We start from the raw sequence: 25,434 nt of genomic DNA, 5'->3' as shown, positions 1-25,434 counted from the left end.
TGGAAGCCGTCTTTGTGTGACTGAAAGAAATTTTGGGCCGTACAGCCTTGATAGATACGTTCGGGCTTTTCGTTGATTAGAAATTCGTCGTAAGGATGGATGTTGGCTTCGTAGAATTCGAGATAGTGGAAAGGATATAGTTCTTGGGTGTTGTCGTCAGGGGTCTTGATGATGTGCTGGCTATAAACGTTCATGGTATCTCTGTCTTTTAGGGGAAGGCTGAACAATGTTAAAACAAAAATCAGATAGAAATCTTTCGATAACTATCTGATTTTCTTAAGAGCGGAAGACGGGACTCAAACCCGCGACCCTCAGCTTGGAAGGCTAATGCTCTATCAACTGAGCTACTTCCGCAAATTTAGTGGGCAAAGATGGATTCGAACCACCGAAGGCGTAAGCCAGCAGATTTACAGTCTGCCCCATTTGGCCACTCTGGTATTTGCCCAATCGCTCTTGATTCACTCGGTGAAGCACCTTTGTTTCTCAATTGCGGTGCAAAGATACGACTATTTTCGTAAACTGCAAGCGAAATCTATCATTTTTATTGCAGTAATTGCACATTCGTCACCTTTGTTGCCCAGCCGGCCGCCGGCACGGTCTTCTGCCTGTTCCATTGTATTGGTCGTAATGAGGCCGTAAATAACTGGTACATCGCCGTTTGCGTTCAATTGGGCGATACCTTGGGTGGCTCCCATGCAAACATAGTCAAAATGAGGGGTATCTCCACGTACCACGCAGCCCAGGGCGATGACGGCATCGACATCGGTTTGCCTGATCAGCTGGCAGGATCCGAAAGTCAGTTCGAAACTGCCGGGGACGGTCTTTATCAGAATGTTTTCGTCTTTGGCTCCATGTTTCTTCAAAGTCTCTACGGCTCCTCTCAGCAGGGCGCCGGTGATGTTATAGTTCCATTCGGATACGACAATGCCGAACTTCATGCTTGCGGCATCGGGTACTGAGTTGAAATCGTATTCGGACAGGTTGTGATAAGCTGTTGCCATAGTGTGGATGGTTTTTATGGGGTTGAACATCGTAGATAAAAAAGTCACGGATTACACGAACTTCACGGTATTCCTGTGGATGGACCGTGTTTCCCGTTTAATCCGTGACCGGGGACCGTCACTTATTATAATAAGGTGTAGCGGTTTATTTCTTCATCAGCTTTTATTTCTTCATCAGCTTGGCCTGCTCGATGAACTTGTCTGCCTGCATGGCCTGGTAGGAGCGGAAGTATTTGTCCTTGATGGTCGTGTAGGCCTCGATAGCCTGGTCGTACTTGCCTTGCTTCACAAGAATCTCACCTGCCTGCTGCAGATAGATGGGGCTCAAGGTGTTGTTGTCGGCTTCTTTGGCTGCCTTGAGGAGCATGTCGGCTGCCTTGTCCAGCTGACCGAGGGAAGCGTAGCAGTTGCCCATGGCACCCTTCATGGCCGGAGAAACCATCTGGTCGTTTCCGTCGAAACTTTCGAAGGCTTTGATGGCTTCTTCATATTTGCCCAGGTGAGCATAGCAGATGCCTGCATAGGCGTGGGCCAGATTGGCTGCGTCGGTTCCGCTGAATTCTTCGGCTACTTTCAGGAATCCTGCATAACCGATGCTGTCGCCGTTCAGGGCCAGTTCGTAGGCGTCGGCTCCCAGATATTCTTCTCCTTTGAACAGGGCGGCCTGTGCCTTTTGTTCGCGGGGTTCGGCATAGAGGTGCTTGTACATCACTACACCGGCCACGATGACGATGACTGCCACTACGGCACCGATAATTGCTTTTTTGTACTTGATGAGGAATGCTTCCGACTGCGTAAGTGCCTCTTCCACATTCAGGGCTTCGTTTGTTTTCTTTTGTTCTGCCATTTTTATAGATTCTTTTTTGTTATTATTCGGTCTTTGAGATTTCGAATGGCAAAAGTAAGTTTTTTATAGGTTTTGGCGAAATTTCACGGCATCTTTTTTTACTTTGTGCCGGAAAAGCCCGAAAATCTTCCTATTTTTGCAGGTGAATGGAGTGACAATTATGATACTGAGACGCATTTCTATACTCAATTATAAGAACTTAGAGCAGGTGGAACTGTCTTTCTCGCCGAAGCTGAACTGCTTTTTCGGGCAGAACGGCATGGGGAAGACGAACTTGCTGGATGCGGTGTATTTCCTTTCGTTCTGCAAGAGTGCGGGCAACCCCATCGACTCGCAGAACATCCGCCACGAGGCCGACTTCTTTGTCATCCAGGGATTTTACGAGGCGGAGGACGGCACGCCGGAAGAGGTGTATTGCGGCATGAAGCGCAGGCAGAAGAAGCAGTTCAAGCGCAACAAGAAGGAATACACCCGTCTGTCGGACCACATCGGCTTCCTGCCGTTGGTGATGGTGTCGCCGGCGGATACGGAACTGATTGCCGGCGGAAGCGACGAACGCCGCCGCTTCATGGATGTGGTCGTTTCGCAATACGACAAAGAGTATCTCGATGCGCTGATTCGTTACAACAAGGCCTTGACCCAGCGCAACACGCTGCTGAAGAGTGAACAGCCGGTCGAGGAAGAGCTTTTCCTGGTGTGGGAGGAGATGATGGCCCAGGCGGGTGAAGTGGTGTTCCGCAAGCGGGAAGCGTTTGTCAACGAGTTTATTCCTATTTTTCAGTCCTTCTATTCGTTCATATCACAGGACCGGGAACAGGTAGGACTGAGCTACCGCTCGCATGCACGGGGAGCATCCCTGCTGGAGGTGCTGAAGGAAAGCCGTGAGCGCGACCGTATCATGGGCTTTTCGTTGCGCGGTATCCATAAGGACGATCTGGAAATGTTGCTCGGCGATTTTCCCATCAAGCGCGAGGGGTCGCAAGGGCAGAACAAGACTTACCTTGTGGCGTTGAAACTGGCCCAGTTCGACTTCCTTCGCCGTACGGGTACCACCGTTCCGCTGCTGTTGCTGGACGACATCTTCGACAAACTGGATGCTTCGCGTGTGGAGCAGATCGTCAAGCTGGTGGCGGGCGACCGCTTCGGGCAGATTTTCATTACAGACACCAACCGCAGCCATCTGGACAACATCCTGCACAAGGTAGGCGGAGACTATCGGATGTTCCGGGTGGAGCAGGGGGCGGTGACGGAAATGCAGGAGGGTGAGGTATGAAAAGAAACAATGCCGAACAGATAGGAGTGCTGATACGCAATTTCTTGCGGCAGGAGAGTCTGGAGTCGCCGTTGAACGAACGCCGTCTCATCAATGCGTGGCCCGAAGTGTTGGGGCCGGTCATCGCTTCCTATACGCGTGACCTTTTCATCAAAAATCAGGTGCTGTACGTCTCGCTCACATCGGCTGCCCTGCGTCAGGAGCTGATGATGGGGCGCGAGCTGCTTGTGCGTAACCTGAACCAGCATGTCGGGGCTCAGGTCATCACCAACATTATTTTCCGATAAGCGTTTTCCGCCCGGCTGATGCTTAGCAGAGTACTTCGTCCATACGTATGTCGAAAGGTTCGGTAGGAATGTTTTCCAGTAATTGGTAGGGAAAGCAGATACCCAGTTTATACGTGGTAGCCAGGAAAGGGAGCAGGCGGTCGTAATATCCTTTCCCGCGTCCGAGGCGGTTGCCACGGCGGTCGAAGGCCACACCCGGTATGACGGCCAGGTCTATCTGCATCAGGTCGGTAAACTTGCCTTCCGTCGGTTCTTCTATCCCATAAGCTCCAATCTTCATCCGGTCGGGACCGTTATAGGTATACAGCTCGAGCCATTCTCCTTTGACCACAGGCAGCAGGATGCGTTTGGAGGCATACCACTTGCGGATGAAGTCGTGCGTGTTGACTTCATCCGCAAGGGAGTGGTACATCAGAACTGTTTTGGCCTGCTGGAACTGGGGATGAGTCTCCAGACGTGCCATGATTTCAGCCGACAACTGCGTAGCGGAAGTGGCGTGCAGGGTTTTCAGTTCTGCTATATACTTGCGCAGTTCTTTTTTTCCTGTTTTCATTGTCTTTATTGTCTGTTACGGTTTCAGGAGCTTTGGGGAACGCTTCACCGCGTTCCAGGATTTCCAGTGCCTTCAGGACGGTGGCATCGTCGCGGTTGATGTAGCGGATATAGGCTTCCTTACCCAGCATGTTGTAAATGATATTACCGTAGAGATTCCTTTCCAGCAGCTTGTGTGACTTGTTGATGAGCAGGTTGCGTCTCTTCACGCCCTTTTCTGCAGCAAAGCGGACAAACTGTTCTGTGATGTTCTGTTTCTTCAGGTAGTTCAGCAAATCTTCTTCGGTCGTATATTCGTTCAGTTTGGAACGGTTACGGTCGGTGTACTGGAAGCTGAATTGGATGAGCAGGCCCTTGTTGCTGACATCGATCAGGTAGGAGGTTACGCCGGTTGTATCTCGTGGCACGAACACATCGGGCATGATGCCTCCTCCACCATAGACTGGACGTCCGAGGGAAGTGTAATAGCTGGTGCTCTTGTCCAGCTTCACGCTGTCTTTGGAGAAGAATTCGCCGTGTTCGTAGCGGTCCAGCCAATCCATTTCGTACTTGCTGTCGTTGCCGCTTTCGTAAGGACGCTGGATGCAGCGGCCCGACGGGGTGTAGTAGCGGGCAATGGTGAGGCGGATGGCCGAACCGTCGCTGAAGTCGATGGGCTGCTGTACGAGTCCCTTGCCGAACGAACGGAGGCCGACGATGGTGCCGCGGTCGTTGTCCTGGATAGCACCGGCAAAAATCTCGCTGGCCGAGGCAGAACCCTGGTCAATCAGTACGACGAGCGGAGTGTTCTGGCAGCTGCCCGTACCGTTGGCATATTCCTCCATACGCGGATATTTGCGTCCTTGGGTATAGACAATCAGCTTGCCTTCGGGCAGGAATTCGTTGACCATGCGGATGGCGGCTTCCATATAGCCTCCCGTATTCTCGCGCAGGTCGATGATGATGCCCTTGCAGTTCTGGTGGCTCAGCTGGGCGATGGCATTCAGCAGTTCGACATGGGTGGTACGGCCGAACTTGCTCACTTGTATGTAGCCAAAGTCCTGGCTCAGCATATAAGCGGCATCGATGGTGTTTTGGGGAATGTCGCCTCGGGTCACCACGAAGTCGAGCAGATTTTTCTCGGTCATGCGCTTGATGCCCAGTTTCACCTGGCTGCCCTTGGGACCCTTCAGGTGGCGCATGGCCTTCTCGTTGGTCAGGTCCTTGCCGACGAACAGGCTGTCGTCCACGGTCACGATGCGGTCGCCGGCCATGATGCCCACCTTTTCGGCAGGGCCGCCCGATACGACGCTGTTGACGTGGATGGTGTCTTCCTGAATGGTGAACTGGATGCCCACACCGCTGAAGCTGCCTTCCAGCTCAGAATTGACTTCCTCCAGTTTCTGGGCAGGAATGTACGTGGAGTGGGGGTCCAGTTCGGCCAGTATCTGCGGCATGGCCTTTTCTACCAGTTGGCTCATGTCTACGGTGTCTACGTACTGGTCGTCGATGACATGCAGCAGGGCATTCAGCTTGTTGGATGAGCCGTTGATGATGCCCAGCCGGTTTCCTCCATAATGTTTGGCATAGAATGTGCCGATCAATATTCCCACCACCACACTGATGGCAATGATAAGGGGGGGGAAGCGGGAAGAGTTTTTTGTACTCATATCGTTATTCTGTTTTAATCATTTCCGTTTATTCGTTGGCCGAGATGTATACCACTTCGATGCCGGCCCGTCTCAGCAGGTTCAGGCCGTCTTCCAGCCGGTATTTCTCGGAGTAGACCACCCGTTTGATGCCGGCCTGGATAATCAGTTTGGCACATTCAATGCAGGGCGAGGCGGTGACATACATCGTGGCTCCGTCGCTGCTGTTGTTCGAGCGGGCTATCTTGGTAATGGCGTTGGCTTCGGCGTGGAGAACGTAGGGTTTGGTCAGGTTGTTCTCGTCCTCGCATACGTTTTCGAATCCCGAAGGAGTGCCGTTGTATCCGTCCGAAATAATCATCTTGTCTTTGACGATGAGCGCGCCCACCTGGCGGCGTTTGCAGTAGGAATTCTCTGCCCAAATGCCGGCCATGCGTATGTAGCGTTTGTCCAATGCTTCTTGTTTGGCTTCGTGGTCCATGGCTGTATTCTGATTTTATTGTGCTTTGAAGTTCATTCGTTTGACGGTGCCGTCCTTGTCTTCGTAATAGATGTAGAGGTTGCTGTCGTCGCCTCCATATCTGATGGCATTCTGTAGTCCTGTGACAAAGGCTTGTGCCAGCTTGTCTCTCTCGGAGATGCTGACGTGAGTCTTGGCCGTACTCATCTCGTGGCTTCCGCCGTTGGCGTTCCACTCTCCGTCTATGGTTGCGTTGATACCTTTGGCGTTGAAGGTTCCTCCGACTGCGTTGTTCAGATTGGTGCCTTCGAAGGTCACGATGAAGGTACCCTCCTGCTTGAGGGCGCTGAAGCTCTGTTCGGATTCCTTGTCGTTGCTCCAGAAGTTGTATTGCTCGTGCGAGTTCTCGGCTGCAATGTAGGTCAGCTTCCAGGTCTTGCCGGTGAAGATCTCCAGCACATCGTCTTCGTTGTTGCATCCGGCCAGCAGCAGGATGGCGGCCAATAAGGCAAACAATTTATATTTCATCATATTTTTATTTCTTTATTCCGTTTCTGATCAATAATGCGTCGATGGTGGGCTCTTGTCCGCGGAAGCGCTTGTAGAGCATCATCGGGTGTTCAGTTCCACCCTTGGACAGGATGTTCTCACGGAAAGATTCGGCCACCTCCCGATTGAAGATGCCCTTTTGCTTGAAGAGCGAGAAGGCGTCGGCGTCCAGCACTTCGGCCCATTTGTAGCTGTAATAGCCGGCCGAATAGCCTCCGGCAAAGATGTGCGAGAACTGGGTGCTCATGCAGGTGCCTTCAACGGGTGGCAGTATTTGGGCACGGGTCCAGGCTTGCTTCTCGTAGGCCATCACGTCGCCTTCGAAGGGCGTGGTGCGGGTGTACCATGCCATGTCCAGCAGACCGAAGCTGACCTGGCGCAGGCAGGCATAGGCGGCGTTGAAGTTGCGCGAGTCCACGATGCGTTGTACCAGCTCGTCGGGTATCAGTTCGCCCGTCTGGTAGTGGCGGGCAAAGGTATGCAGAAATTCCTTTTCGACGGCAAAGTTCTCCATGAATTGCGAGGGAAGTTCCACAAAGTCCCAATAGACATTGGTGCCGCTCAGGCTGGCGTAGGTCGTGTTGGCGAACATGCCGTGCAGGCTGTGGCCGAACTCGTGTAGGAAGGTTTCCACTTCGCCGAAGGTGAGGAGGGCTGGCTTGTCCTGCGTGGGTTTGGTGAAGTTCATCACCAGCGACACGTGCGGACGGCTGTTCTCGCCTGTCTTTTCGTCAATCCATTGTTCCTTGTAGCTGGTCATCCAGGCACCCGAACGCTTGCCTTCGCGCGGGTGGAAGTCAGTATAGAGTACAGCGAGGAAGCTGCCATCCTGATCGAATACATCGAAGGCTTCCACGTCCTTGTGATAGACGGGAATGTCGGAGTTCTTTTGGAAAGTGATTCCATAGAGGCGGGTGGCCAGGCCGAATACGCCTTTCTTGACGTTTCCCAGCTCGAAGTAAGGGCGGAGCATCTCGTCGTTGAGGTTGAACTTGCGGTCTTTGAGCTTCTGCGAGTAGTAGCTCCAGTCCCAGGGCATCAGGGTGAAGTCAGCTCCCTGCTCCTCGCGGGCCAGTGCCTGTACTTCGGCATATTCCTTCTGCGCCGTTGGCTTATAGGCTTCGAGCAACTGGTCGAGCAGGTGATAGACGTTGGCACTGTTCTGTGCCATGCGGCGTTCCAGCTTGTAGGTGGCATAATCTTTATATCCCAACAGCTGGGCAAGGGCCAGACGGGTGTTGACCAGCTGCTTCACGATGTCGAGGTTGTTGCAGGCGTTGGCGTGCGTACACTTGGTGTTGTAGGCCATGTAGATTTCCTTGCGCAGATTGCGGTCGGCGGCATAGGTCAGGAAAGGCACGTAGCTGGGGGCATGCAGGGTGAAGACCCAGCCCTCCTGCTGTTTCTCGCGAGCTGTTTCGGCAGCGGCGTCGATGGCGCTCTGCGGCAGGCCCTTCAGTTGGGCTTCGTCGGTCAGCACCAGCTGGTAGTCGTTGGTTTCCTTCAGGTTGTTCTCACTGAATTGCAAGGTCAGCAGGCTCAGCTGGCGAGAGAGTTCACGGTATTTCTCCTTGTCGGCTCCCTGCAGGTTGGCTCCGCTGCGTACAAATCCTTCGTAGGTATCTTCCGTCAGTTTCCGTTGTTCGGCGGTCAGAGGTTCGTCGTTGCGGTGCTCGTAGGCCGTCTTGACCCGTTCGAAGAGGCGTTCGTTCAGCGTAATGTTGTTGGCATGTTCGCTCAGCAGGGGCATCAGTTCCTTGGCGAGCTCCTGCATGGCATCGTTGGTTTCGGCGCTGAGCAGGTTGTCGAACACCACTTCCACGCGATGCAACAGTTGGCCCGACTTTTCCAAAGCCAGGATGGTGTTGTGGAAGTCGGCAGGCTGGGGATTGCGGACGATGGCGTCTATCTCCTCGTTCTGGCATTCGATGCCCCGGCGGATGGCGGGGGCGTAGTGCTCCACGGCGATGCGGTCGAAGGGGACGGTGCCGTGGGGTGTATGGATATTTTCAAAAAAAGGATTCTGAGCTTCTGTCATATTCAATATGCAAAGTAAAACAACGGCCTCTCTGATTTTCATCGAGATAAGGCCTTTCTCAAACATTACGCAAAAATGCAAAAAAAATAGGCGACTTCCGCAGAAGCCGCCTATACTTTAATATTTTCTAACTGTCAATTAGCAGTTAACAGATGCCATGTGAGCGATCAGGTCGAGAACCTTGTTAGAGTAACCGATTTCGTTATCGTACCAAGATACAACCTTAACGAATGTGTCAGTCAAGTAAACACCTGCGTTTGCATCGAAGATAGAAGTCAGTGTGCAGCCCAGGAAGTCAGAAGAAACAACTGCATCTTCTGTGTAACCCAGTATACCCTTCAGTTCGCCTTCAGAAGCTTCCTTCATGGCAGCGCAGATAGCTTCCTTAGAAGCGGGCTTAGCCAAGTTTACAGTCAGGTCAACTACGGATACATCCAGAGTCGGAACACGCATAGAGATACCAGTCAGCTTGCCGTTCAGTTCGGGGATAACTTTACCTACAGCCTTAGCAGCACCAGTAGAAGACGGGATGATGTTGCCAGAAGCAGCACGACCACCTCTCCAGTCCTTCATAGACGGACCGTCAACTGTCTTCTGAGTAGCAGTTGTAGAGTGAACAGTAGTCATCAAACCGTTTACGATACCGAACTTGTCGTTCAGAACCTTAGCGATAGGAGCCAAGCAGTTAGTAGTACAAGAAGCGTTGGATACGAACTGAGTACCCTTAACGTAAGTCTTCTCGTTTACACCGCAAACGAACATCGGAGTGTCGTCCTTGGAAGGAGCAGACATTACAACATATTTTGCACCAGCCTGAATGTGGGCTTGAGCTTTTTCTTTAGTCAGGAACAGACCTGTAGATTCTACTACATATTCTGCACCAACTTCGTTCCATTTCAAGTCAGCAGGGTTCTTCTCAGCTGTTACACGGATTTCCTTGCCGTTAACGATCAGCTTGCTGTTTTCAACGTCAGCTTCGATAGTGCCGTCGAACTGGCCGTGCATTGTATCGTACTTCAGCATGTATGCCAAGTAGTCAACCGGGCAAAGGTCGTTAATACCAACGATTTGGATATCGTTTCTCTTTTGAGCTGCGCGGAATACGAAACGTCCGATACGTCCGAATCCATTAATACCTACTTTAATCATTTTGTTTAAACTTTTAAAGGTTCAATAAATATTTATCTTGAATATCTCTCTTTAACCTAATTGCGTTTGTTTTCCAAATGCGCTGCAAAAGTACGAAATTGTTTTGTATGTTGGTATATCGTGTAGGTTTAATTTTTCCTTTTTTTTCATTCCAAGGCCCCCGTTAGGGTTATTTATCGTTAAAAGAGGCTTGTCGGAACATCCATAGCGTGTGGAAGGGGAGTGTATTACTCCTTTTTCACCTTTATATATATGTATGCTTGGGAAGCCGATGAACGGGGCCTTCTGGCGAAGAATAGCCGGAAGGGCGGATTGTCATTCTGTTGTCTGTTTTCTTGGTTTTGTTGACAGATAGATGTAAATGGGCTGTTTTTGCTGACAGGCTCCTTGCATGAAAGGAAGAAACTGGAGGCGGAAACGGAGGAAATGCCGGCTTCTGAGGGGTTAAAAAGCAGGCTTTTTGCTGCCTGATTGTAGGTTTTCTGTCGTCAGATCGTAGGTATCCAGTCGTCAGAACGTAGGTTTTCTTTGGGAAAAACGCCGCTTTTCGCTCGGAAAGTGCCTGCTTTTCGTTCGACGAAGGGTCGCTTTGTCGGTTTTTCATCGGTTTCCCGCGGTTTTTTCTTCGTTTGGGGAGGATGAAACTTCTATTTCAAATGTAAGGATTTCGCTATCCGGCTGTGTGCGAGCGTGTAAGCCTTCCGGCTCTTCGTTCTTTCCCATCGGCCTTGACTTGGGGCGGAAAGAAGCGATTCTCGGGCGGTTGGAAAATCAAAGTGTCATTTTGTCGGCAGGGCGTTGGGGAAGTGCGGCGGGCCGAGGGTGTGGAATATTTCTACAAGTTTGTAGATGCTTTCTACAGGGCGGGCCGTCTGAAGGGCTTCCGCGAGATTGCAGACGGGAAAGTTTTTCTATTGAAAATTAAACGGTTACGCCGGTTTATGGTGGAAAATTGGAAAAATGGTATTATCTTTGCACCCTCATTCCTAAAAACAGGGTTTAATTAGCTAAACAAACAGACATGAGACTATTTTTTACGAAGAAGGAATTAAAGCTGAGAAAGAAAAGACTGGTGACGATGGTGGTATGCATGGCAGTGCTGCTGGGCATCTATATCGTGGTGACTTGGCCGAAGAAGGTCGAGCCCATCCCTCCCGTAGTGGTGGTGGAACCCGTCGGCCAGGACGATGTCGAGATATACGGCGACTATGTGGGCCGCATCCGTGCCCAGCAGTTCGTCGAAGTGCGTGCGCGTGTCGAAGGCTTTCTGGAGAGCATGGCTTTCGAAGAGGGTACGTATGTGACGAAGAATCAGGTGTTGTTCGTCATCGACCAGAAGCAGTACCGCGCCAAGGCCGACAAGGCACGTGCCCAGCTTCGCAAGGACTCGGCTCAGGTGCGCAAGACCAAACGCGACCTGGAGCGTATCCGTCCCTTGTTTGAGCAGAACGCGGCCAGCCAGCTCGACCGGGATAACGCCATTGCTGCCTACGAGACGGCTGTGGCCAGCATGGGCATGAGCCAGGCTGACCTTGACCAGGCTGAACAGGAACTGGGCTACACGTGGGTGCGTTCTCCGATTTCGGGCCACATCAGCGAACGTCACGTCGACCTCGGTACGCTGGTGGGTACCAGCGGAAAGTCGTTGCTGGCCACCATTGTCAAGAGCGACACGGTGCTGGTGGACTTCAGCATGACGGCCCTCGATTATCTGAAGGGCAAGGAACGCAACGTGGTCATTGGCCAGAAGGACTCGACCCGTTCTTGGCAGCCTACGGTTACCATCACCCTGCCCGACAACAGCCAGTATATATATAAAGGTATAGTGGATTTTGCCGAGCCGCAGGTCAATCCCAAGACGGGAACTTTCTCCGTTCGTGCCGAGATGCCCAACCCCGACCGCGTGCTTTTGCCTGGCCAGTTCACCAAGGTACGTGTACTGCTCGACGTGCGTGAGCATGCCACCGTCGTACCCCAGAAGGCTCTGATGATTGAGAAAGGTGGTGCGCACGTCTACGTCATGCGCCGCGACTCTACCGTGGAGCGCCGCTTCATCGAGCTGGGTCCCGAGTTTGGCAACAACGTCGTGGTGGAACGTGGTATCGTGCCCGGCGAGAACATCGTGACCGAAGGTTACCACAAGCTGACCCCTGGCATGAAGGTGCGGGTGGGCAAGCCGACCGAAGTAGAGGGTACAGAAGAATAACGGCGTGTTGCCATCACAGAAGTCTAACATCAGAAACCTATCCCGCTTATGAAAGTTAATTTCTTTATAGACAGACCGATATTCTCGGCCGTCATCTCCATATTGATTGTCATTGTGGGTATCATCGGCCTGATGATGCTCCCCATCGACCAGTATCCTCAGATAACGCCGCCTGTGGTGAAAATCTCGGCTTCCTATCCGGGCGCCAGTGCCGTCACCGTGTCGCAGGCCGTGGCCACCCCCATCGAGCAGGAACTCAACGGTACGCCGGGCATGCTCTACATGGAGTCTACCAGTTCCAACACGGGAGGCTTCTCGGCTACCGTCACTTTCGACATCTCAGCCGACCCCGACCTGGCCGCCGTCGAGATACAGAACCGCATCAAGCTGGCCGAGTCGCGTCTGCCCGCCGAAGTGGTGCAGAACGGCATCGAGGTGGACAAGCAGTCGCCCAGCCAGCTGATGACCATCTGCCTGACGTCGGACGACCCCAAGTTCGATGAAATCTATCTGAGTAACTTTGCCACCCTGAATGTGCTCGACCTCTTGCGGCGTATCCCCGGCGTGGGGCGTGTGTCCAACATCGGAAGCCGTTACTACGCCATGCAGATATGGGTAGACCCCGCCCGTCTGGCCAACTACGGCCTGACGGTGAAGGACGTGCAGGATGCCTTGAAGGACCAGAACCGCGAGTCGGCGGCCGGTGTCCTGGGGCAGCAGCCTGTGACGGGGCTCGACATCACTATCCCCATCACGGCGCAGGGACGTCTGTCGTCGGCTTCCCAGTTCGAGGAAATCGTATTGCGTGCCAATGCCGACGGTTCGCTGATCCGCCTGCGCGACGTGGCCCGCATTTCGCTGGAAGCGCAGTCCTATAATACCGAGAGTGGTATCAATGCCGGCAATGCCGCTGTGCTGGGGCTCTACATGCTGCCCGGCGCCAACGCCATGGAGGTGGCCGAGAACGTCAAGAAGACCATGAAGGAAATCAGCGCCAACTTCCCCGAAGGATTGGAGTATGAAATCCCGTTCGACATGACCACTTACATCAACGAGTCCATCCACGAGGTGTACAAGACGCTGTTCGAAGCCCTGTTCCTCGTGATTGTGGTAGTCTACCTGTCGTTGCAGAGCTGGCGTGCCACGCTCATTCCCGTGGTGGCAGTACCCATTTCGCTGATCGGTACCTTCGGCTTCATGCTCATCTTCGGCTTCTCGCTGAACATCCTGACTTTGCTTGGTCTGGTACTGGCCATCGGTATTGTGGTGGACGATGCCATTGTGGTGGTCGAGAACGTGGAGCGCATCATGGAGGAGGAACACCTCAGTCCTTATGAAGCCACCAAGAAGGCCATGAACGGACTGGTGGGCGCTATCATCGCCACGTCACTCGTGCTGGCGGCGGTATTCGTGCCGGTTAGCTTCTTGCCGGGCATTACGGGCCAGCTCTATCGCCAATTCACGGTGACCATCGTAGTATCGGTACTCTTGTCCACCGTCGTGGCATTGACCCTGAGCCCTGTGATGTGTTCGCTCATCCTGAAACCCGAGGATTCCAATAAGCCCAAGAACCGGGTATTTGCCTTTATCAACAAGTGGCTGGCCATTGGCAACGCAAAATACGTTAAGATTATCGGCAGCACTGTGAAGCATCCGCGCCGCATCGCCATGTACTTCTGCATCGGCCTGTTGTGCATCTTCATCCTGCACCGCTTTACGCCCACCAGCTTCCTGCCCGTCGAAGACCAGGGCTACTTTACCGTCGAGCTGGAGTTGCCCGAGAGCGCTACGCTGGAGCGTACCCGTAACGTGACCGAGCGTGCCATCGCCTTCCTGATGCAACAGCCTGAAGTGGAGTATGTACAGAACGTGACAGGTTCCAGTCCGCGTGTGGGCACCAGCCAGGCGCGCAGCCAGCTGACCGTCATTATGAAACCTTGGGAGGAGCGCGACAACACCACTATCGACGAGGTGATGGAGACCGTCCGCCGCGAAATCAGTGAATATCCCGAGTGCAAGGTCTACCTGTCCACCCCGCCGGTCATCCCCGGCTTGGGTACGTCGGGCGGATTCGAGATGCAGCTCGAGGCACGTGGCGACGCTACCTTCGACGACCTGGTGCGCGCCACCGACACGCTGATGTACTATGCTTCGCAATGCAAGGAGATTGAAGGACTTTCGTCCTCGTTGCAGGCCGATATCCCGCAACTCTACTTCGACGTGGACCGCGACAAGGTGAAGCTTTCGGGTGTACCCATGGCCGATGTCTTTTCGACGATGAAGGCCTATACGGGTTCGGTTTACGTGAACGACTTCAACATGTTCAACCGTGTCTACCGCGTCTACCTGCAGGCTGAGGCTCCCTACCGTGAGCATCGCGACAACATCGGCCTCTACTTTGTGCGTGGCAGCGATGGCGACATGATTCCGCTTACCTCGCTTGGCACGACGGAGTACACCACCGGCCCGGGCAGCATCAAGCGTTTCAATATGTTCAACGCCGCCGTCATCCGTGGTACGGCAGCCAGTGGAGCCAGCTCCGGACAGGTGATGGAACTGCTCGAGCGCATCGCCCGCGACCGTCTGCCTGACAACATCGGCGTGGAGTGGAGCGGCCTGTCCTATCAGGAGAAACAGGCGGGCGGACAGACGGGACTCATTCTGGGACTGGTGTTCCTCTTTGTGTTCCTCTTCCTGGCAGCCCTCTATGAAAGCTGGAGCGTGCCCATCGCCGTGCTCATTTCCCTGCCCATCGCCGTGCTGGGTGCCTATGCGGGTATTTCCATCTGCGGGCTCGAGAACGATACCTATTTCCAGATCGGTCTGGTGATGCTCATCGGTCTGGCTGCCAAGAATGCCATCCTTATCGTGGAGTTTGCCAAGGACGAGGTAGACAAGGGTGGCGACCTGGTAGAGTCGGCCCTGCATGCGGCGCACCTGCGCTTCCGCCCCATCCTGATGACGTCACTGGCCTTCATCCTCGGTATGCTGCCCATGGTGTTGGCTTCGGGACCGGGTTCGGCCAGCCGACAGGCCATCGGTACAGGCGTGTTCTTCGGTATGATTGTGGCCGTTACGGTCGGCATTTTGCTGGTGCCCTTCTTCTTCGTGATGATTTACAAGGTGAAGGCCCGGATGCGTACCCGCAAACTGAACGTACAACTCTTTAAAAGAAAAAAATGATGAAGATGCTTAGACGAACGATATATATGACGGGCGTGCTGGCCGCTGTGGTACTATTATTGGCCGGATGCCAGCTGGGCAAGCACTATACACGACCGGAATTGGTCCTGCCCACGACGCTGGGTAGCCAGACGGCCGAGGATTCGGCCTCTATTGCCGACCGTTCGTGGGAGGAACTCTACACCGATACCCTGCTGCAGGGGCTCATCCGCAAGACGCTGGAGTATAACAAGGACATGCAGATGTCGGCCGCCCGCGTCAAGGAGCTGGCCGCACTGAAGCGTATCGATGTGGCTAACATGTTCCCGCAAGTGGGGGCCAAGGTTTACCTTGAGCCCGAGCGCGAGAATTACGGCGGTGACAACCCCAAGAACAGCGATGAGTTCGGCATCAAGGCATCGGCCACGTGGGAGCTCGACCTGTGGGGCAACCTGCGCTGGGCGCGCGACAAGAGCCTGGCCGACTTCATGGGTTCCATCGAGAACCGGCGTGCCTTGCAGATGAGTCTTATCGCCCAGGTGGCGCAAGCTTATTTCGAGCTGGTGGCGTTGGACAACGAGCTGGCCATCGTGCGTCAGACCGTTGAAGCCCGCCGCGAGAGCCTCCATCTGGTGCGTCTGCGTCGCGAAGCCGGACTTATCTCCGAAATTCCTCTTCGCCAGGCGCAGGTGGAATTGGCCAAGACCGTGACCCTCGTGCCCGACCTCGAACGCAAGATTACGCTCAAGGAAAACGAACTGGCTTTCTTGACGGGTGAATATCCCCACAGCATCGCCCGTGCCAGTCAGGCGGCAGATGTACAGCTGCCTGATGCCCTACCTGTGGGTATGCCAAGCACCCTGCTGGAACGCCGTCCCGACGTGCGTCAGGCCGAACAGGAACTCATTGCCGCCAATGCGCAGGTGGGCATGGCCTTCACCGCCCTCTTCCCCCGCATTGCGCTCACTGCTACGGCAGGAAGCGAGAGCGGCGAACTGGGTGACATCTTGAAGTCTCCCTACCACCTCTTCTCGGCCACACTCCTGGAACCCATCTTCGCCATGGGCAAGAACCGTGCCCGCCTCAAGGCTCAGAAGGCCGCTTTCGAGCGTGCCACGTACGCCTACGAGAAGGCTGTGCTCAGTGCCTTCAAGGATGCTTATAATGCTATTACGGAGTTCAACAAGATAAAGGACATTTATGATACCCGCCTCCGACTGGAACAGGCGGCCAAGACGACGCTCGAACTGGCTCAGTTGCAGTATGTCAATGGTGCCATCGGCTACATCGACCTGCTCGACGCCCAGCGTACTTACTTCGACGCCCAGCTCAGCCTGAGCAACGCCGTGCGCGACAAGCGCATCACGATGATCAACCTCTACAAGGCCCTCGGCGGAGGCTGGGAGTAGGGCCGGAAGTTCTTGTCTCAGGAAAGAAATAGTCTTTTGGATGTGGGTTACGCAGATTTCACAGGCAGCTATTTGCTGTGAAATCTGCGTAACCCGCATTTTTTTTGTGTCTTAGAATGACGCAAAATCCTCTTATGGAAAATAAGGGTCAGATCCTCCCCATTGCTTTGAGCACCAGCCAGAGGATGAGTGCGGTTGCGGAGCCGAGAGCCAGCAGGTTGAAGAGGAAGAACGTGAGCAGGCATTTCGTCGTGGTTTTGCCCCAGCCCTCACGGTAGACGGTGTGCATCGACACGAACTGATAGGCCAGCAGGGCGAGGGGCGTGAGGAAGAGAATCGCGTTCTCCCAGCTGTTGGTGAAGAGGTCGTTGTCGTGTCCCGCATTGAAACTCCGCAGCAAGATGGAAGCTGGTACGGCCATTAGCACGAGCAGCAGGCTGCTGAGGTGTGTGGCGTGGGCAAAGTGCTCCATGTAGCGGCGGTTGCGGTAGAAGAATTTGAATATCAAAGCCTGTACAGGCAGGAGGAACATCAGGAACAGGGGCGTCCACTTGGACAGCTGTCCCAGGACGAACGAAGCCGTGGCCTGCTGGTGCAGCTGGTCAGTCTGGTCGAGGCTCGTCATCCAGTCGTACGTGTCGGCTGTGATGCGGCCTGTCACTGTGTCGACGGGCAGGGTGAGACTGAACTGTTCCTCTTCGTCGGGTATACCCAGCCGGGCGGTACGGCGGAGGACGTTGACTTCGGTCTGTGTCTCCTCGTGGACGGCGGTACGCGTCAGGCACGAGTCGAAGAGCAGGCGGGGCAGGGTGACGAGGTTCAGCTCATCGCCACGGTCCTTGTAGTGCAGGTGGACGAGGAGGTCGGCGCGGCTGGCTCCGCGGGCGTCGAGCACCTGTAGCAGAGTCTCCGTGTTGTAGGCATAGACTGTCGTGTCCGGCAGGGAGGTAGGGTTGGCACGGCGCAGGACGTCCATCACCGTGTCCGGTATCTGTTCGCCGGCCATCGTCAGCAGCGCATGGTTCGTGCTGCGCTCGGCGGCCATGAAGAACAGGGTGAAGAAGACGACGGAGATGCACATGTACAGCCGGAAAGGATGCACGTAGGAATTGATCTTGCCGTCGTTGAATTCGTTCGTCAGAAAGCCCGGGCGGGTGAACATCAGGCGCAGTGTCATCCATATCTTGCCGTCAAACTGATAGACGTTCTCGAAGTACTGACGGATGTATTTCCACATGGGTTGGTGGATGTCGAGGGCATACTGGCCGCACTGGTGGCAGTACATACCCTTCAGGCGGGTGCCGCAGTTCATGCAGTGGGTGTAGCCGGGGCGGGTGTGGCGGCGGATGCGTCGCAGGCGCATGGCCTCGATGTTCCGTCGGATACGTCTGCGTCGTTGTCGGAGTATTTCTATGAGTTTCATCGTTTATTCTTTATTCTTCGTTCTTCATTCTTCATTTATATAGCTTCTGCTTCCGTCGCCAGCAGCCACAGCAGCAGTACGGCGGCCAGTAGGGTGGCGATGGCGGTGAACAGCACGTAGAACAGCACTGCCTTCACCGTGGTCTTGCCCCAGCCCTGGCGGTAAACCGTGCGGAAGGACACCAGCAGATAGAGGAACATGGCAACTGGAAAACCTACCAGTGTGATGCGTAGGGAGTTCAGTTGTGCCGTGTTCAGTGTTTGTCCGGCTGCCATCAGGTCGTCGAGCCCGTAGGCGAAGAGCGGCACCAGCGGGATGCAGATCAGGATGAGGAAGACGGTATTCAGATGGATGGCGTGGACGAAGTGCCACATGTAGGGCATCTGCTTGCGGCGATAGAACAGTTTCAGCAAGGCGGCAAACAGCGGCAGGAGGAACATCATGTAGAAGGGTGTCCACTTGGACAGGCCGCCTACGATGTCGTTGACGAACAATTGCTTCTGCAGTTCGTCCGTTTCGGCGTCCTTCTTCACTTCGTCCGTCCAGAGCCAGACCCGCTGCGGGCGCAGTACGAGGCTGTCTGTGCCTTCGGCCGTCTGCATGTAGGTACTGTCCACGTGGAAGGCTCGGATGGCGGCCACGTTGTCCGGGCCGTAGTCACGTCCGTCTATCCAGTTCTCGATGTTCAGGTTTTTCAAGGCGCGCGCCTTTCGGATGAAGTCCCAGTCCTCAGGCAGGATGTCGGTCTGCTTGAAGCAGGAGTCCGCCAGCAGACGGGGTAGGGTGACGCGCGACAATCCGTAAGGATTGTCAACAGGCTGGTAGCGCACTAGGCTGTCGGCTCCCTCCATGCCGAAGCGCAGCTTGAGGGTCTTCACCAGCCGCGGTGCCTGGTAGAGGTAGAGGGTGGTGTCGGCCCCGGCAGCAGGCGTCCCGAGCTGTTTCACGACGCTGCGGCGCAGCCGTCCGTCGTTCAGCGCGTTGAAGTCGTTCGCCCGTTCGCCCACCAGCATGAAGAACACGGCGAAGAACACCACCGAAATACACATGTACAGGCGGAAAGGGTGGACGTAAGAGTTTATTTTGCCCGCATTGAATTCGGAGGTCAGGAAACCGGGGCGGGTGAAGAGGTACCACAGGGTATGCCATATCTTGGTGTCGAACTGATAGACGTTTTCGAAATACTGGCGCACGTACTTCCAGAAAGGCTGTTCCGCATCGAGCGCATATTGGCCGCAGCGGTAGCAGTACATGCCTTCGAGCGGGGTACCGCAGTTCTTGCAGTAGGAGTATTTCGGTGTTTTCTTTTGGCGTATCCGCTTCAGGCGGAGTAGTTCTATCTTGCGGCGCACGCGTCGGGAGCGGGCTTTCCAATGTTCTTTCCAGTCTTGTAGCATAAAGGGGTGTGTTTGTAATTCGGCGACAAAATTATAAAAAATGTGATAGTTGCTTAGGTTTTACATAGAAAAGTTATGTAGTCTAAGGGAAAAAGGCGAAATTTGCACCACCTTTAGATGGTAAAGTATATTCACCTTTAAACAATAGTACAATATGACTAAAAGTGCATTGCAAATCGCAAGGGCTGCTTACCAGCCCAAGTTGCCCAAGGCGTTGAAAGGACATGTGAAAGCTGTAGCCGGCGAGGCTACCCAGTCGGTTGCCGACCAGGAAGCTATCCAGAAGCTGTTCCCCAACACCTATGGCATGCCGCTCATCAAGTTCGAAACTTCTGCTGAGGCTGCTTCATTCCCTGTAATGAACGTAGGCGTTATCCTTTCTGGTGGTCAGGCTCCCGGCGGACACAACGTTATCTCCGGCCTGTTCGACGGCATCAAGAAGCTGAACCCCGCCAACAAGCTCTACGGCTTTATCCTGGGCCCCGGCGGCTTGGTTGACCACAACTACATGGAGCTGACGGCCGACATCATCGACGAGTATCGCAACACCGGTGGTTTCGACATCATCGGCTCGGGCCGTACGAAACTGGAGAAGGAAGATCAGTTCGAGAAAGGTTATGAAATCCTGAAGGAGCTGGGCATCAAGGCATTGGTTATCATCGGCGGCGACGACTCCAACACGAACGCTTGCGTACTGGCTGAATACTATGCTGCAAAGAACTACGGCGTACAGGTTATCGGTTGCCCCAAGACCATCGACGGCGACTTGAAGAACGACATGATCGAGACCAGCTTCGGTTTCGACACTGCCTGCAAGACCTACTCTGAAGTAATCGGCAACATCCAGCGCGACTGCAACTCGGCACGCAAATACTGGCACTTCATCAAGCTGATGGGCCGTTCGGCTTCTCACATCGCATTGGAGTGCGCTCTTCAGGTACAGCCCAACATCTGTATCATCTCCGAGGAAGTAGAGGCTAAGGATATGTCACTGGACGACATCGTTACTTACATTGCCAAGGTAGTGGCCGACCGTGCCGCTCAGGGCAACAACTTCGGTACTGTCCTCATCCCCGAAGGTCTGGTTGAATTCATCCCGGCTATGAAGCGACTCATCTCTGAACTGAACGACTTCCTGGCTGCCAACGCCGAAGAGTTCTCCCACATCAAGAAGTCTCACCAGCGCGACTACATCATCAGCAAGCTGTCTCCGGCCAACTCGGCTGTTTACGCCAGCCTGCCCGAAGGCGTAGCCCGTCAGCTGACCCTCGACCGCGACCCGCACGGAAACGTACAGGTTTCGCTGATCGAGACTGAGAAGCTGCTCTCCGAAATGGTTGCCACCAAGCTGGCTGCCTGGAAGGAAGAAGGCAAGTACGTGGGCAAGTTTGCCGCCCAGCACCACTTCTTCGGTTACGAAGGACGTTGCGCTGCTCCGTCGAACTTTGATGCCGACTACTGCTACTCGCTGGGTTATGCAGCATCTGCCCTGATTGCCAACGGCAAGACCGGCTACATGGCTTCCGTACGCAACACGACGGCTCCTGCCGAAGAGTGGATTGCAGGTGGTGTGCCCATCACGATGATGATGAACATGGAGCGTCGTCACGGCGAAATGAAGCCCGTTATCCAGAAAGCTCTCGTGAAGCTGGATGGTGCACCTTTCAAGGCTTTCGCCGCACAGCGCGAGCAGTGGGCTATGGAAACAGCTTACGTATATCCGGGTCCTATCCAGTACTTCGGTCCTACGGAAGTTTGCGACCAGCCTACCAAGACATTGCAGCTGGAGCAAGCTAAATAATAAACCTATATATAATAAGGTATAAGCAAGAGATTGCAGGACGCTGTGTTCCTGCAATCTTTTTTTTGTGCCTGTCCGCTCACTGAACCTGTAATTGTAAGTTGTTGATAAACAGATGTGTTGCAGTTTATTTTAGTTTATCCGGAATAAACTCTCAGTTTAATGGCTTTAAACTGCCAGTTTAATCCGTTTAAACCGTCAGTTTACTCCGTTTAAACTGTCGGTTTAACGCCTTTGTACTGACGGTTCAATGTGGGTGTTATTACAAAATAATCTATTGGGGAAAGATTTTTTCAGATAAATGCTTACCTTTAGGGGCATAAATGAATCATATTTTAAAGACATTCCAAATGATTGGTTTATGGAAACTGAGAGACTTATACTCCGACGGTGGACGGAAGATGATGCAGAATCGCTTTACAAATATGCGCAAAATCCAGCTATAGGTCCAATTGCTGGTTGGCCGCCGCATACGTCAATTGAAAACAGTAGAGAGGTAATACGTGATATCTTTTCTGCTCCAGAAACATATGCTGTAGTACTGAAGGAAACCAATGAACCGATTGGTAGTGTAGGTATTATGTTTAGTGATGGTTTACATAGTGCAGAGATGGAAGAGGGGGATGCAGAGATTGGATACTGGATCGGTGTTCCTTTTTGGGGACAGGGACTCATACCGGAGGCTGTAAACCGTCTGTTAATACGCTGCTTTGATGAACTTGATATTAAAAGAGTTTGGTGTGGTCATTATGACGGAAATATCAAATCGCGTAGAGTGATGGATAAATGTGGTTTTAAATTTCATCATACAGAGGAAGGCAAGACTTCTCCATTAGGAGACATTCGGACGGAACATTTTACATTGTTGACTAAAGAAGAATGGAAAGCAATGAAATCTCCGATGTAATGTTTTGGGGACTATAATGTAACTGAGCAACAAGAGGCGGTGGGGTATGGGCTAATTAAAAACTTCGTTTTCATTTGCCTATGCGCTCACCTTTCACTATTTTTGTTGCACGAAAATAGGATGCGGCTCAGCAATAAAAATAAGCGGGCTTATTTTGTATTGCTTTCGCCTTTCACTATTTTTGCACAATCAATAAAACTTGAAACAATCATTTTATCAATAGACACATATATGCAGGAAAAAATCATCATTCTCGATTTCGGGTCGCAGACTACGCAGCTCATCGGCCGCCGCATCCGCGAACTGAATGTTTACTGTGAGATTGTGCCCTACAACAAGTTCCCGCAAGGCGACGACAGTGTGAAGGGAGTCATCCTATCGGGCAGCCCGTTCTCCGTTTACGACGAGAGCGCTTTCAAGGTGGACTTGAGCCAGCTGCGCGGCAAGTATCCCATTCTGGGTATCTGCTACGGCGCCCAGTTCATCTCGTACAGCAACGGTGGTAAGGTTGAACCGGCCGGCACACGCGAATACGGACGTGCCCACCTCAGCACCTTCGACAAGAGCAATGTGCTCTTCAAGGACGTGCGCGAGAATACGCAGGTGTGGATGAGCCACGGCGATACCATCACAGCTATCCCCGACAACTTCCGCGTTATCGCTTCGACCGACAAGGTGAAAATCGCTGCCTACCAGGCTGAGGGCGAAAAGATGTGGGGCGTACAGTTCCATCCCGAAGTGTTCCATAGCGAGGACGGCACACAGATGCTGAAGAATTTCGTGGTGGACGTCTGTGGTTGCAGCCAGAGCTGGAGCGCCGCTTCGTTTGTTGATACCACCGTGGCCGAGCTGAAGGCGCAGGTGGGCAACGACCGTGTCATTCTGGGCTTGAGTGGCGGTGTGGACTCGTCGGTAGCTGCCGTATTGCTCCATCGGGCCATCGGCAAGAACCTGACGTGTATCTTCGTGGACCACGGTCTGCTGCGCAAGAACGAGTTCAAGAACGTGATGCACGACTACGAGTGCCTGGGGCTGAACGTTATCGGTGTGGACGCCAGCGAGAAGTTCTTCAAGGACCTGGAGGGCGTGACCGACCCCGAACAGAAGCGCAAGATCATCGGCCGCGACTTTGTGGAAGTGTTCAACGCCGAAGCACATAAGATAACCGATGCCAAATGGCTGGCCCAGGGTACCATCTACCCCGACCGCATCGAGAGCCTGAACATCACCGGCAAGACCATCAAGAGCCACCACAACGTGGGCGGACTTCCCAAGGAAATGAACCTCCAGCTGTGCGAGCCGCTGAAGTGGCTGTTCAAGGACGAGGTACGCCGTGTGGGCCGTCAGTTGGGCATCCCCGACCACCTCATCAACCGCCATCCCTTCCCCGGTCCGGGTCTGGCCGTGCGTATCCTGGGCGACATCACCCGCGAGAAGGTACGCATCCTGCAGGATGCCGACGACATCTTCATCCAGGGCCTGCGCGACTGGAAGGTGAAGGATGCCGATGGAAAGGAGACGGCACTCTATGACCAGGTATGGCAGGCCGGCGTCATCCTTTTGCCCGTTCAGTCGGTAGGCGTGATGGGCGACGAGCGTACCTACGAGCGTGCCGTGGCCCTGCGTGCCGTGACATCGACCGACGCCATGACCGCCGACTGGGCACACCTGCCTTACGAGTTCCTGGCCAAGGTGTCCAACGACATCATCAACAAGGTGAAGGGCGTGAACCGCGTCACCTACGACATCTCTTCGAAGCCACCTTCGACCATCGAGTGGGAATAAGAAATCTTTATATCAATATCAAATCAAGGCACGGACAAGCCAAAGGCGGCTCAAGTCCGTGCTTTCTCTTTTTACTCTTAAATCATAGCTTATGTTACGTACATTTATTTCAGGTGCCAGCATGCTGGCATGTTTGCTTGTAGCTTCTGCCTTCGGGTTGGCAGAATGTAAGGCTCAATCTCAGGATTTCGCCAATTTCAAACGCTATGCTGCCGACAATCGTGTGTTGGAGGAGCAGGGACCGGTCAAGGGAAGGGTTGTGTTTATGGGCAATTCCATTACCGAAGGATGGGTGCGTGCCGATGCCGCTTTCTTTGAAAAGAACGGATATGTGGGTCGCGGCATCAGCGGTCAGACCTCGATGCAGTTCCTGTTGCGTTTCCGTGAGGATGTCATCAAGTTGCGGCCGGAGATTGTAGTCATCAATGCCGGTACCAACGACGTGGCCGAGAATACGGGAGCTTATGTAGAAGACTATACCTTCGGCAATATTGTTTCGATGGTGGAACTGGCCAGTGTGAATGGCATCCAAGTGATACTGACATCCGTATTGCCTGCAGCCCGTTTCAGCTGGAATGCGTCCGTTGCGGATGCTCCCCAGAAGATAACGGCGCTGAACAAACGCATTGCCGAATATGCCTCGGCAGAGGGGATACCTTATGTGAACTATTACGAGGCACTGGTAGCGGACGATGGCTGTTCGTTGAAAGCTGCCTATACGAAGGACGGGGTTCATCCGACGCTGGAAGGCTATCGGGTGATGGAACCCCTGATAAAGAATGCTATCGAACAGGTACGCGACAAGTAATCAGAGCAGCAGATGCTCGGCAGCAGGAATGGCTATTTCGCCGCGGTGAAGCTCCAGCAGCCCCCTGTCCTGCATGTCATTGAGGACCTTCGACACATTGTTGCGTGTATCGTTGACAATCGTGGCTAGGTCCTCCATTTTTATTTTCAGCAGTTTCATTCCTTCCGGCCGTCTCAAGTGGCTCAGGATGAAAAGGCGGATACGTCCTTCGAGCGTGGTCGGACTGGGCTGGCCCCACAATTTGCTGTGCAGGGACTGTGACTGGCTGCTGGCAATGTTCAGATAGTTCAGCCGGAAGATTTCGTATTTCAACAGATGTCCCGTGACGGCTGTCTTGCTGACGCGTACACTGTTTACCTCGGTAGTGGCCACATATTTGGCCGTGTAGTCGGTGCGCATACCGAACAGGGATTGGGGCTCTATCAGGTAAGGGGCTTGCGCAAATTCCGTCAGACTGTAGATTCCGTCAGAGGAGGTTGTGGTGGCGGACACTTCTCCGTTGAGGAGGAAGATAAGTTCATTGCAGGGCGTGTTTGCCCGTGCGATGGTTTCGCCGATTTTCAGTTTGACGAAATGCAGTTTCACTTTTTCCAGTATGCTGGTAAAGTCCTCCGGAGCCAGTCCTTGGAGCAAGGGGAGCTGTAGTAACGTATCGAACATCGTATCCATAGCTAAGAATTGCTTTTGGTTTGGAATAAAAAAGGATGAAGGAAGTGCTCATGGCCGATGGAAACGGAGTCCCGTTCATGGGG

At 53.6% G+C, this 25,434-nt stretch carries 20 protein-coding genes and 2 tRNA genes; 9 read left to right on the top strand and 13 right to left on the bottom strand.

Annotated features, from left to right (window positions below; translation table 11 throughout):
* Positions 1–281 precede the first annotated feature (281 nt).
* The 4 genes from BQ7483_RS01660 to BQ7483_RS01645 form a co-directional block, all read right to left on the bottom strand.
* Positions 282–354 (bottom strand) — tRNA-Gly (locus tag BQ7483_RS01660).
* Positions 355–362: 8 nt separating this feature from the next.
* Positions 363–445 (bottom strand) — tRNA-Tyr (locus tag BQ7483_RS01655).
* Between the two features lie 61 nt (positions 446–506).
* The gene (gene ribH, locus BQ7483_RS01650) at positions 507–1,001 is read right to left on the bottom strand and encodes a 6,7-dimethyl-8-ribityllumazine synthase (RefSeq protein WP_022020090.1); all 495 of its coding nucleotides are present in this window, start codon (positions 999–1,001) and stop codon (positions 507–509) included.
* Between the two features lie 163 nt (positions 1,002–1,164).
* Positions 1,165–1,848: a tetratricopeptide repeat protein gene (locus BQ7483_RS01645; protein ID WP_022020089.1), complete on the bottom strand. Its 684-nt coding sequence runs from the start codon at positions 1,846–1,848 to the stop codon at positions 1,165–1,167.
* 160 nt (positions 1,849–2,008) lie between these two features.
* Here BQ7483_RS01645 and recF point away from each other — a divergent pair, with 160 nt between their 5' ends.
* Positions 2,009–3,121 (top strand): DNA replication/repair protein RecF, encoded by a 1,113-nt coding sequence (recF, locus tag BQ7483_RS01640; protein ID WP_072544674.1) that lies wholly within the window; start codon positions 2,009–2,011, stop codon positions 3,119–3,121.
* Positions 3,118–3,408, top strand: a complete 291-nt coding sequence (locus tag BQ7483_RS01635) for a DciA family protein (RefSeq protein WP_022020087.1) — start codon at positions 3,118–3,120, stop codon at positions 3,406–3,408. Before recF ends, BQ7483_RS01635 begins: the two co-directional genes overlap by 4 nt.
* 22 nt (positions 3,409–3,430) lie before the next feature.
* Here the strand turns inward: BQ7483_RS01635 and BQ7483_RS01630 are convergent, their stop codons facing one another.
* The 6 genes from BQ7483_RS01630 to gap form a co-directional block, all read right to left on the bottom strand.
* Positions 3,431–3,961 (bottom strand): 5-formyltetrahydrofolate cyclo-ligase, encoded by a 531-nt coding sequence (locus BQ7483_RS01630; RefSeq protein WP_072544608.1) that lies wholly within the window; start codon positions 3,959–3,961, stop codon positions 3,431–3,433.
* Positions 3,876–5,609: a S41 family peptidase gene (locus BQ7483_RS01625; protein WP_072544607.1), complete on the bottom strand. Its 1,734-nt coding sequence runs from the start codon at positions 5,607–5,609 to the stop codon at positions 3,876–3,878. The genes BQ7483_RS01630 and BQ7483_RS01625 overlap by 86 nt, the downstream gene beginning before the upstream one ends.
* A 28-nt stretch (positions 5,610–5,637) precedes the next feature.
* Positions 5,638–6,069 carry a deoxycytidylate deaminase gene (locus BQ7483_RS01620; RefSeq protein WP_022020084.1) on the bottom strand — a complete coding sequence of 144 codons (432 nt, stop codon included), beginning with the start codon at positions 6,067–6,069 and terminating at the stop codon, positions 5,638–5,640.
* A gap of 15 nt (positions 6,070–6,084) precedes the next feature.
* On the bottom strand, positions 6,085–6,579 hold the full coding sequence (locus BQ7483_RS01615; RefSeq protein ID WP_022020083.1) for a DUF4847 family protein: 495 nt from the start codon (positions 6,577–6,579) through the stop codon (positions 6,085–6,087).
* A gap of 4 nt (positions 6,580–6,583) precedes the next feature.
* Positions 6,584–8,635, bottom strand: coding sequence for a M3 family metallopeptidase (locus BQ7483_RS01610; protein WP_407657197.1), 2,052 nt, complete (start codon positions 8,633–8,635; stop codon positions 6,584–6,586).
* Positions 8,636–8,773: 138 nt separating this feature from the next.
* The gene (gap, locus tag BQ7483_RS01605) at positions 8,774–9,784 is read right to left on the bottom strand and encodes a type I glyceraldehyde-3-phosphate dehydrogenase (protein ID WP_072544605.1); all 1,011 of its coding nucleotides are present in this window, start codon (positions 9,782–9,784) and stop codon (positions 8,774–8,776) included.
* A gap of 1,021 nt (positions 9,785–10,805) precedes the next feature.
* Here gap and BQ7483_RS01595 point away from each other — a divergent pair.
* From BQ7483_RS01595 to BQ7483_RS01585, 3 genes are read left to right on the top strand one after another with little or no spacing between them, the layout of a single operon-like run.
* Positions 10,806–11,990: an efflux RND transporter periplasmic adaptor subunit gene (locus BQ7483_RS01595; protein WP_072544603.1), complete on the top strand. Its 1,185-nt coding sequence runs from the start codon at positions 10,806–10,808 to the stop codon at positions 11,988–11,990.
* Between the two features lie 48 nt (positions 11,991–12,038).
* A complete protein-coding gene (locus BQ7483_RS01590; RefSeq protein WP_072544602.1) occupies positions 12,039–15,173 on the top strand; it encodes an efflux RND transporter permease subunit in 3,135 nt (1,044 codons plus the stop codon).
* Entirely contained in the window at positions 15,173–16,561 is a 1,389-nt protein-coding gene (locus BQ7483_RS01585; protein WP_204245996.1) for an efflux transporter outer membrane subunit, read from the top strand. Before BQ7483_RS01590 ends, BQ7483_RS01585 begins: the two co-directional genes overlap by 1 nt.
* Positions 16,562–16,709: 148 nt before the next feature.
* Here the strand turns inward: BQ7483_RS01585 and BQ7483_RS01580 are convergent, their stop codons facing one another.
* Entirely contained in the window at positions 16,710–17,984 is a 1,275-nt protein-coding gene (locus BQ7483_RS01580) for a DUF3667 domain-containing protein (protein WP_072544601.1), read from the bottom strand.
* Positions 17,985–18,019: 35 nt separating this feature from the next.
* Positions 18,020–19,381 carry a DUF3667 domain-containing protein gene (locus BQ7483_RS01575; protein WP_072544600.1) on the bottom strand — a complete coding sequence of 454 codons (1,362 nt, stop codon included), beginning with the start codon at positions 19,379–19,381 and terminating at the stop codon, positions 18,020–18,022.
* 154 nt (positions 19,382–19,535) lie between these two features.
* Between BQ7483_RS01575 and BQ7483_RS01570 the strand changes: the two genes are divergently transcribed.
* The 4 genes from BQ7483_RS01570 to BQ7483_RS01555 all read left to right on the top strand — a co-directional run bounded on the left by BQ7483_RS01570 (position 19,536) and on the right by BQ7483_RS01555 (position 24,682).
* Positions 19,536–21,182, top strand: a complete 1,647-nt coding sequence (locus BQ7483_RS01570; RefSeq protein WP_072544599.1) for a diphosphate--fructose-6-phosphate 1-phosphotransferase — start codon at positions 19,536–19,538, stop codon at positions 21,180–21,182.
* A gap of 361 nt (positions 21,183–21,543) precedes the next feature.
* A complete protein-coding gene (locus BQ7483_RS01565) occupies positions 21,544–22,089 on the top strand; it encodes a GNAT family N-acetyltransferase (protein ID WP_072544672.1) in 546 nt (181 codons plus the stop codon).
* A gap of 231 nt (positions 22,090–22,320) precedes the next feature.
* On the top strand, positions 22,321–23,874 hold the full coding sequence (gene guaA / locus BQ7483_RS01560) for a glutamine-hydrolyzing GMP synthase (protein ID WP_072544598.1): 1,554 nt from the start codon (positions 22,321–22,323) through the stop codon (positions 23,872–23,874).
* Positions 23,875–23,995: 121 nt separating this feature from the next.
* On the top strand, positions 23,996–24,682 hold the full coding sequence (locus BQ7483_RS01555) for an SGNH/GDSL hydrolase family protein (protein WP_072544597.1): 687 nt from the start codon (positions 23,996–23,998) through the stop codon (positions 24,680–24,682).
* Here the strand turns inward: BQ7483_RS01555 and BQ7483_RS01550 are convergent, their stop codons facing one another.
* Positions 24,683–25,351 (bottom strand): Crp/Fnr family transcriptional regulator, encoded by a 669-nt coding sequence (locus BQ7483_RS01550; protein WP_072544596.1) that lies wholly within the window; start codon positions 25,349–25,351, stop codon positions 24,683–24,685.
* Positions 25,352–25,434: the final 83 nt, after the last annotated feature.

Origin of the sequence: Mediterranea massiliensis, assembly GCF_900128475.1 — a bacterium.
In the GTDB taxonomy this organism is placed as follows: Bacteria; Bacteroidota; Bacteroidia; order Bacteroidales; family Bacteroidaceae; genus Bacteroides; species Bacteroides massiliensis_E.
The sequence above is the reverse complement of the archived record's forward strand: the minus strand, read 5'-3'. Positions and strand labels throughout refer to the sequence as shown.

Coding starts and splice junctions, on each gene's coding strand:
- ribH (WP_022020090.1), bottom strand. CDS start 1,001: ATGGCAACAGCTTATCACAACCTGTCCGAATACGATTTCAACTCAGTA.
- BQ7483_RS01645 (WP_022020089.1), bottom strand. CDS start 1,848: ATGGCAGAACAAAAGAAAACAAACGAAGCCCTGAATGTGGAAGAGGCA.
- recF (WP_072544674.1), top strand. CDS start 2,009: ATGATACTGAGACGCATTTCTATACTCAATTATAAGAACTTAGAGCAG.
- BQ7483_RS01635 (WP_022020087.1), top strand. CDS start 3,118: ATGAAAAGAAACAATGCCGAACAGATAGGAGTGCTGATACGCAATTTC.
- BQ7483_RS01630 (WP_072544608.1), bottom strand. CDS start 3,961: ATGAAAACAGGAAAAAAAGAACTGCGCAAGTATATAGCAGAACTGAAA.
- BQ7483_RS01625 (WP_072544607.1), bottom strand. CDS start 5,609: ATGAGTACAAAAAACTCTTCCCGCTTCCCCCCCCTTATCATTGCCATC.
- BQ7483_RS01620 (WP_022020084.1), bottom strand. CDS start 6,069: ATGGACCACGAAGCCAAACAAGAAGCATTGGACAAACGCTACATACGC.
- BQ7483_RS01615 (WP_022020083.1), bottom strand. CDS start 6,579: ATGATGAAATATAAATTGTTTGCCTTATTGGCCGCCATCCTGCTGCTG.
- BQ7483_RS01610 (WP_407657197.1), bottom strand. CDS start 8,635: ATGACAGAAGCTCAGAATCCTTTTTTTGAAAATATCCATACACCCCAC.
- gap (WP_072544605.1), bottom strand. CDS start 9,784: ATGATTAAAGTAGGTATTAATGGATTCGGACGTATCGGACGTTTCGTA.
- BQ7483_RS01595 (WP_072544603.1), top strand. CDS start 10,806: ATGAGACTATTTTTTACGAAGAAGGAATTAAAGCTGAGAAAGAAAAGA.
- BQ7483_RS01590 (WP_072544602.1), top strand. CDS start 12,039: ATGAAAGTTAATTTCTTTATAGACAGACCGATATTCTCGGCCGTCATC.
- BQ7483_RS01585 (WP_204245996.1), top strand. CDS start 15,173: ATGAAGATGCTTAGACGAACGATATATATGACGGGCGTGCTGGCCGCT.
- BQ7483_RS01580 (WP_072544601.1), bottom strand. CDS start 17,984: ATGAAACTCATAGAAATACTCCGACAACGACGCAGACGTATCCGACGG.
- BQ7483_RS01575 (WP_072544600.1), bottom strand. CDS start 19,381: ATGCTACAAGACTGGAAAGAACATTGGAAAGCCCGCTCCCGACGCGTG.
- BQ7483_RS01570 (WP_072544599.1), top strand. CDS start 19,536: ATGACTAAAAGTGCATTGCAAATCGCAAGGGCTGCTTACCAGCCCAAG.
- BQ7483_RS01565 (WP_072544672.1), top strand. CDS start 21,544: ATGGAAACTGAGAGACTTATACTCCGACGGTGGACGGAAGATGATGCA.
- guaA (WP_072544598.1), top strand. CDS start 22,321: ATGCAGGAAAAAATCATCATTCTCGATTTCGGGTCGCAGACTACGCAG.
- BQ7483_RS01555 (WP_072544597.1), top strand. CDS start 23,996: ATGCTGGCATGTTTGCTTGTAGCTTCTGCCTTCGGGTTGGCAGAATGT.
- BQ7483_RS01550 (WP_072544596.1), bottom strand. CDS start 25,351: ATGGATACGATGTTCGATACGTTACTACAGCTCCCCTTGCTCCAAGGA.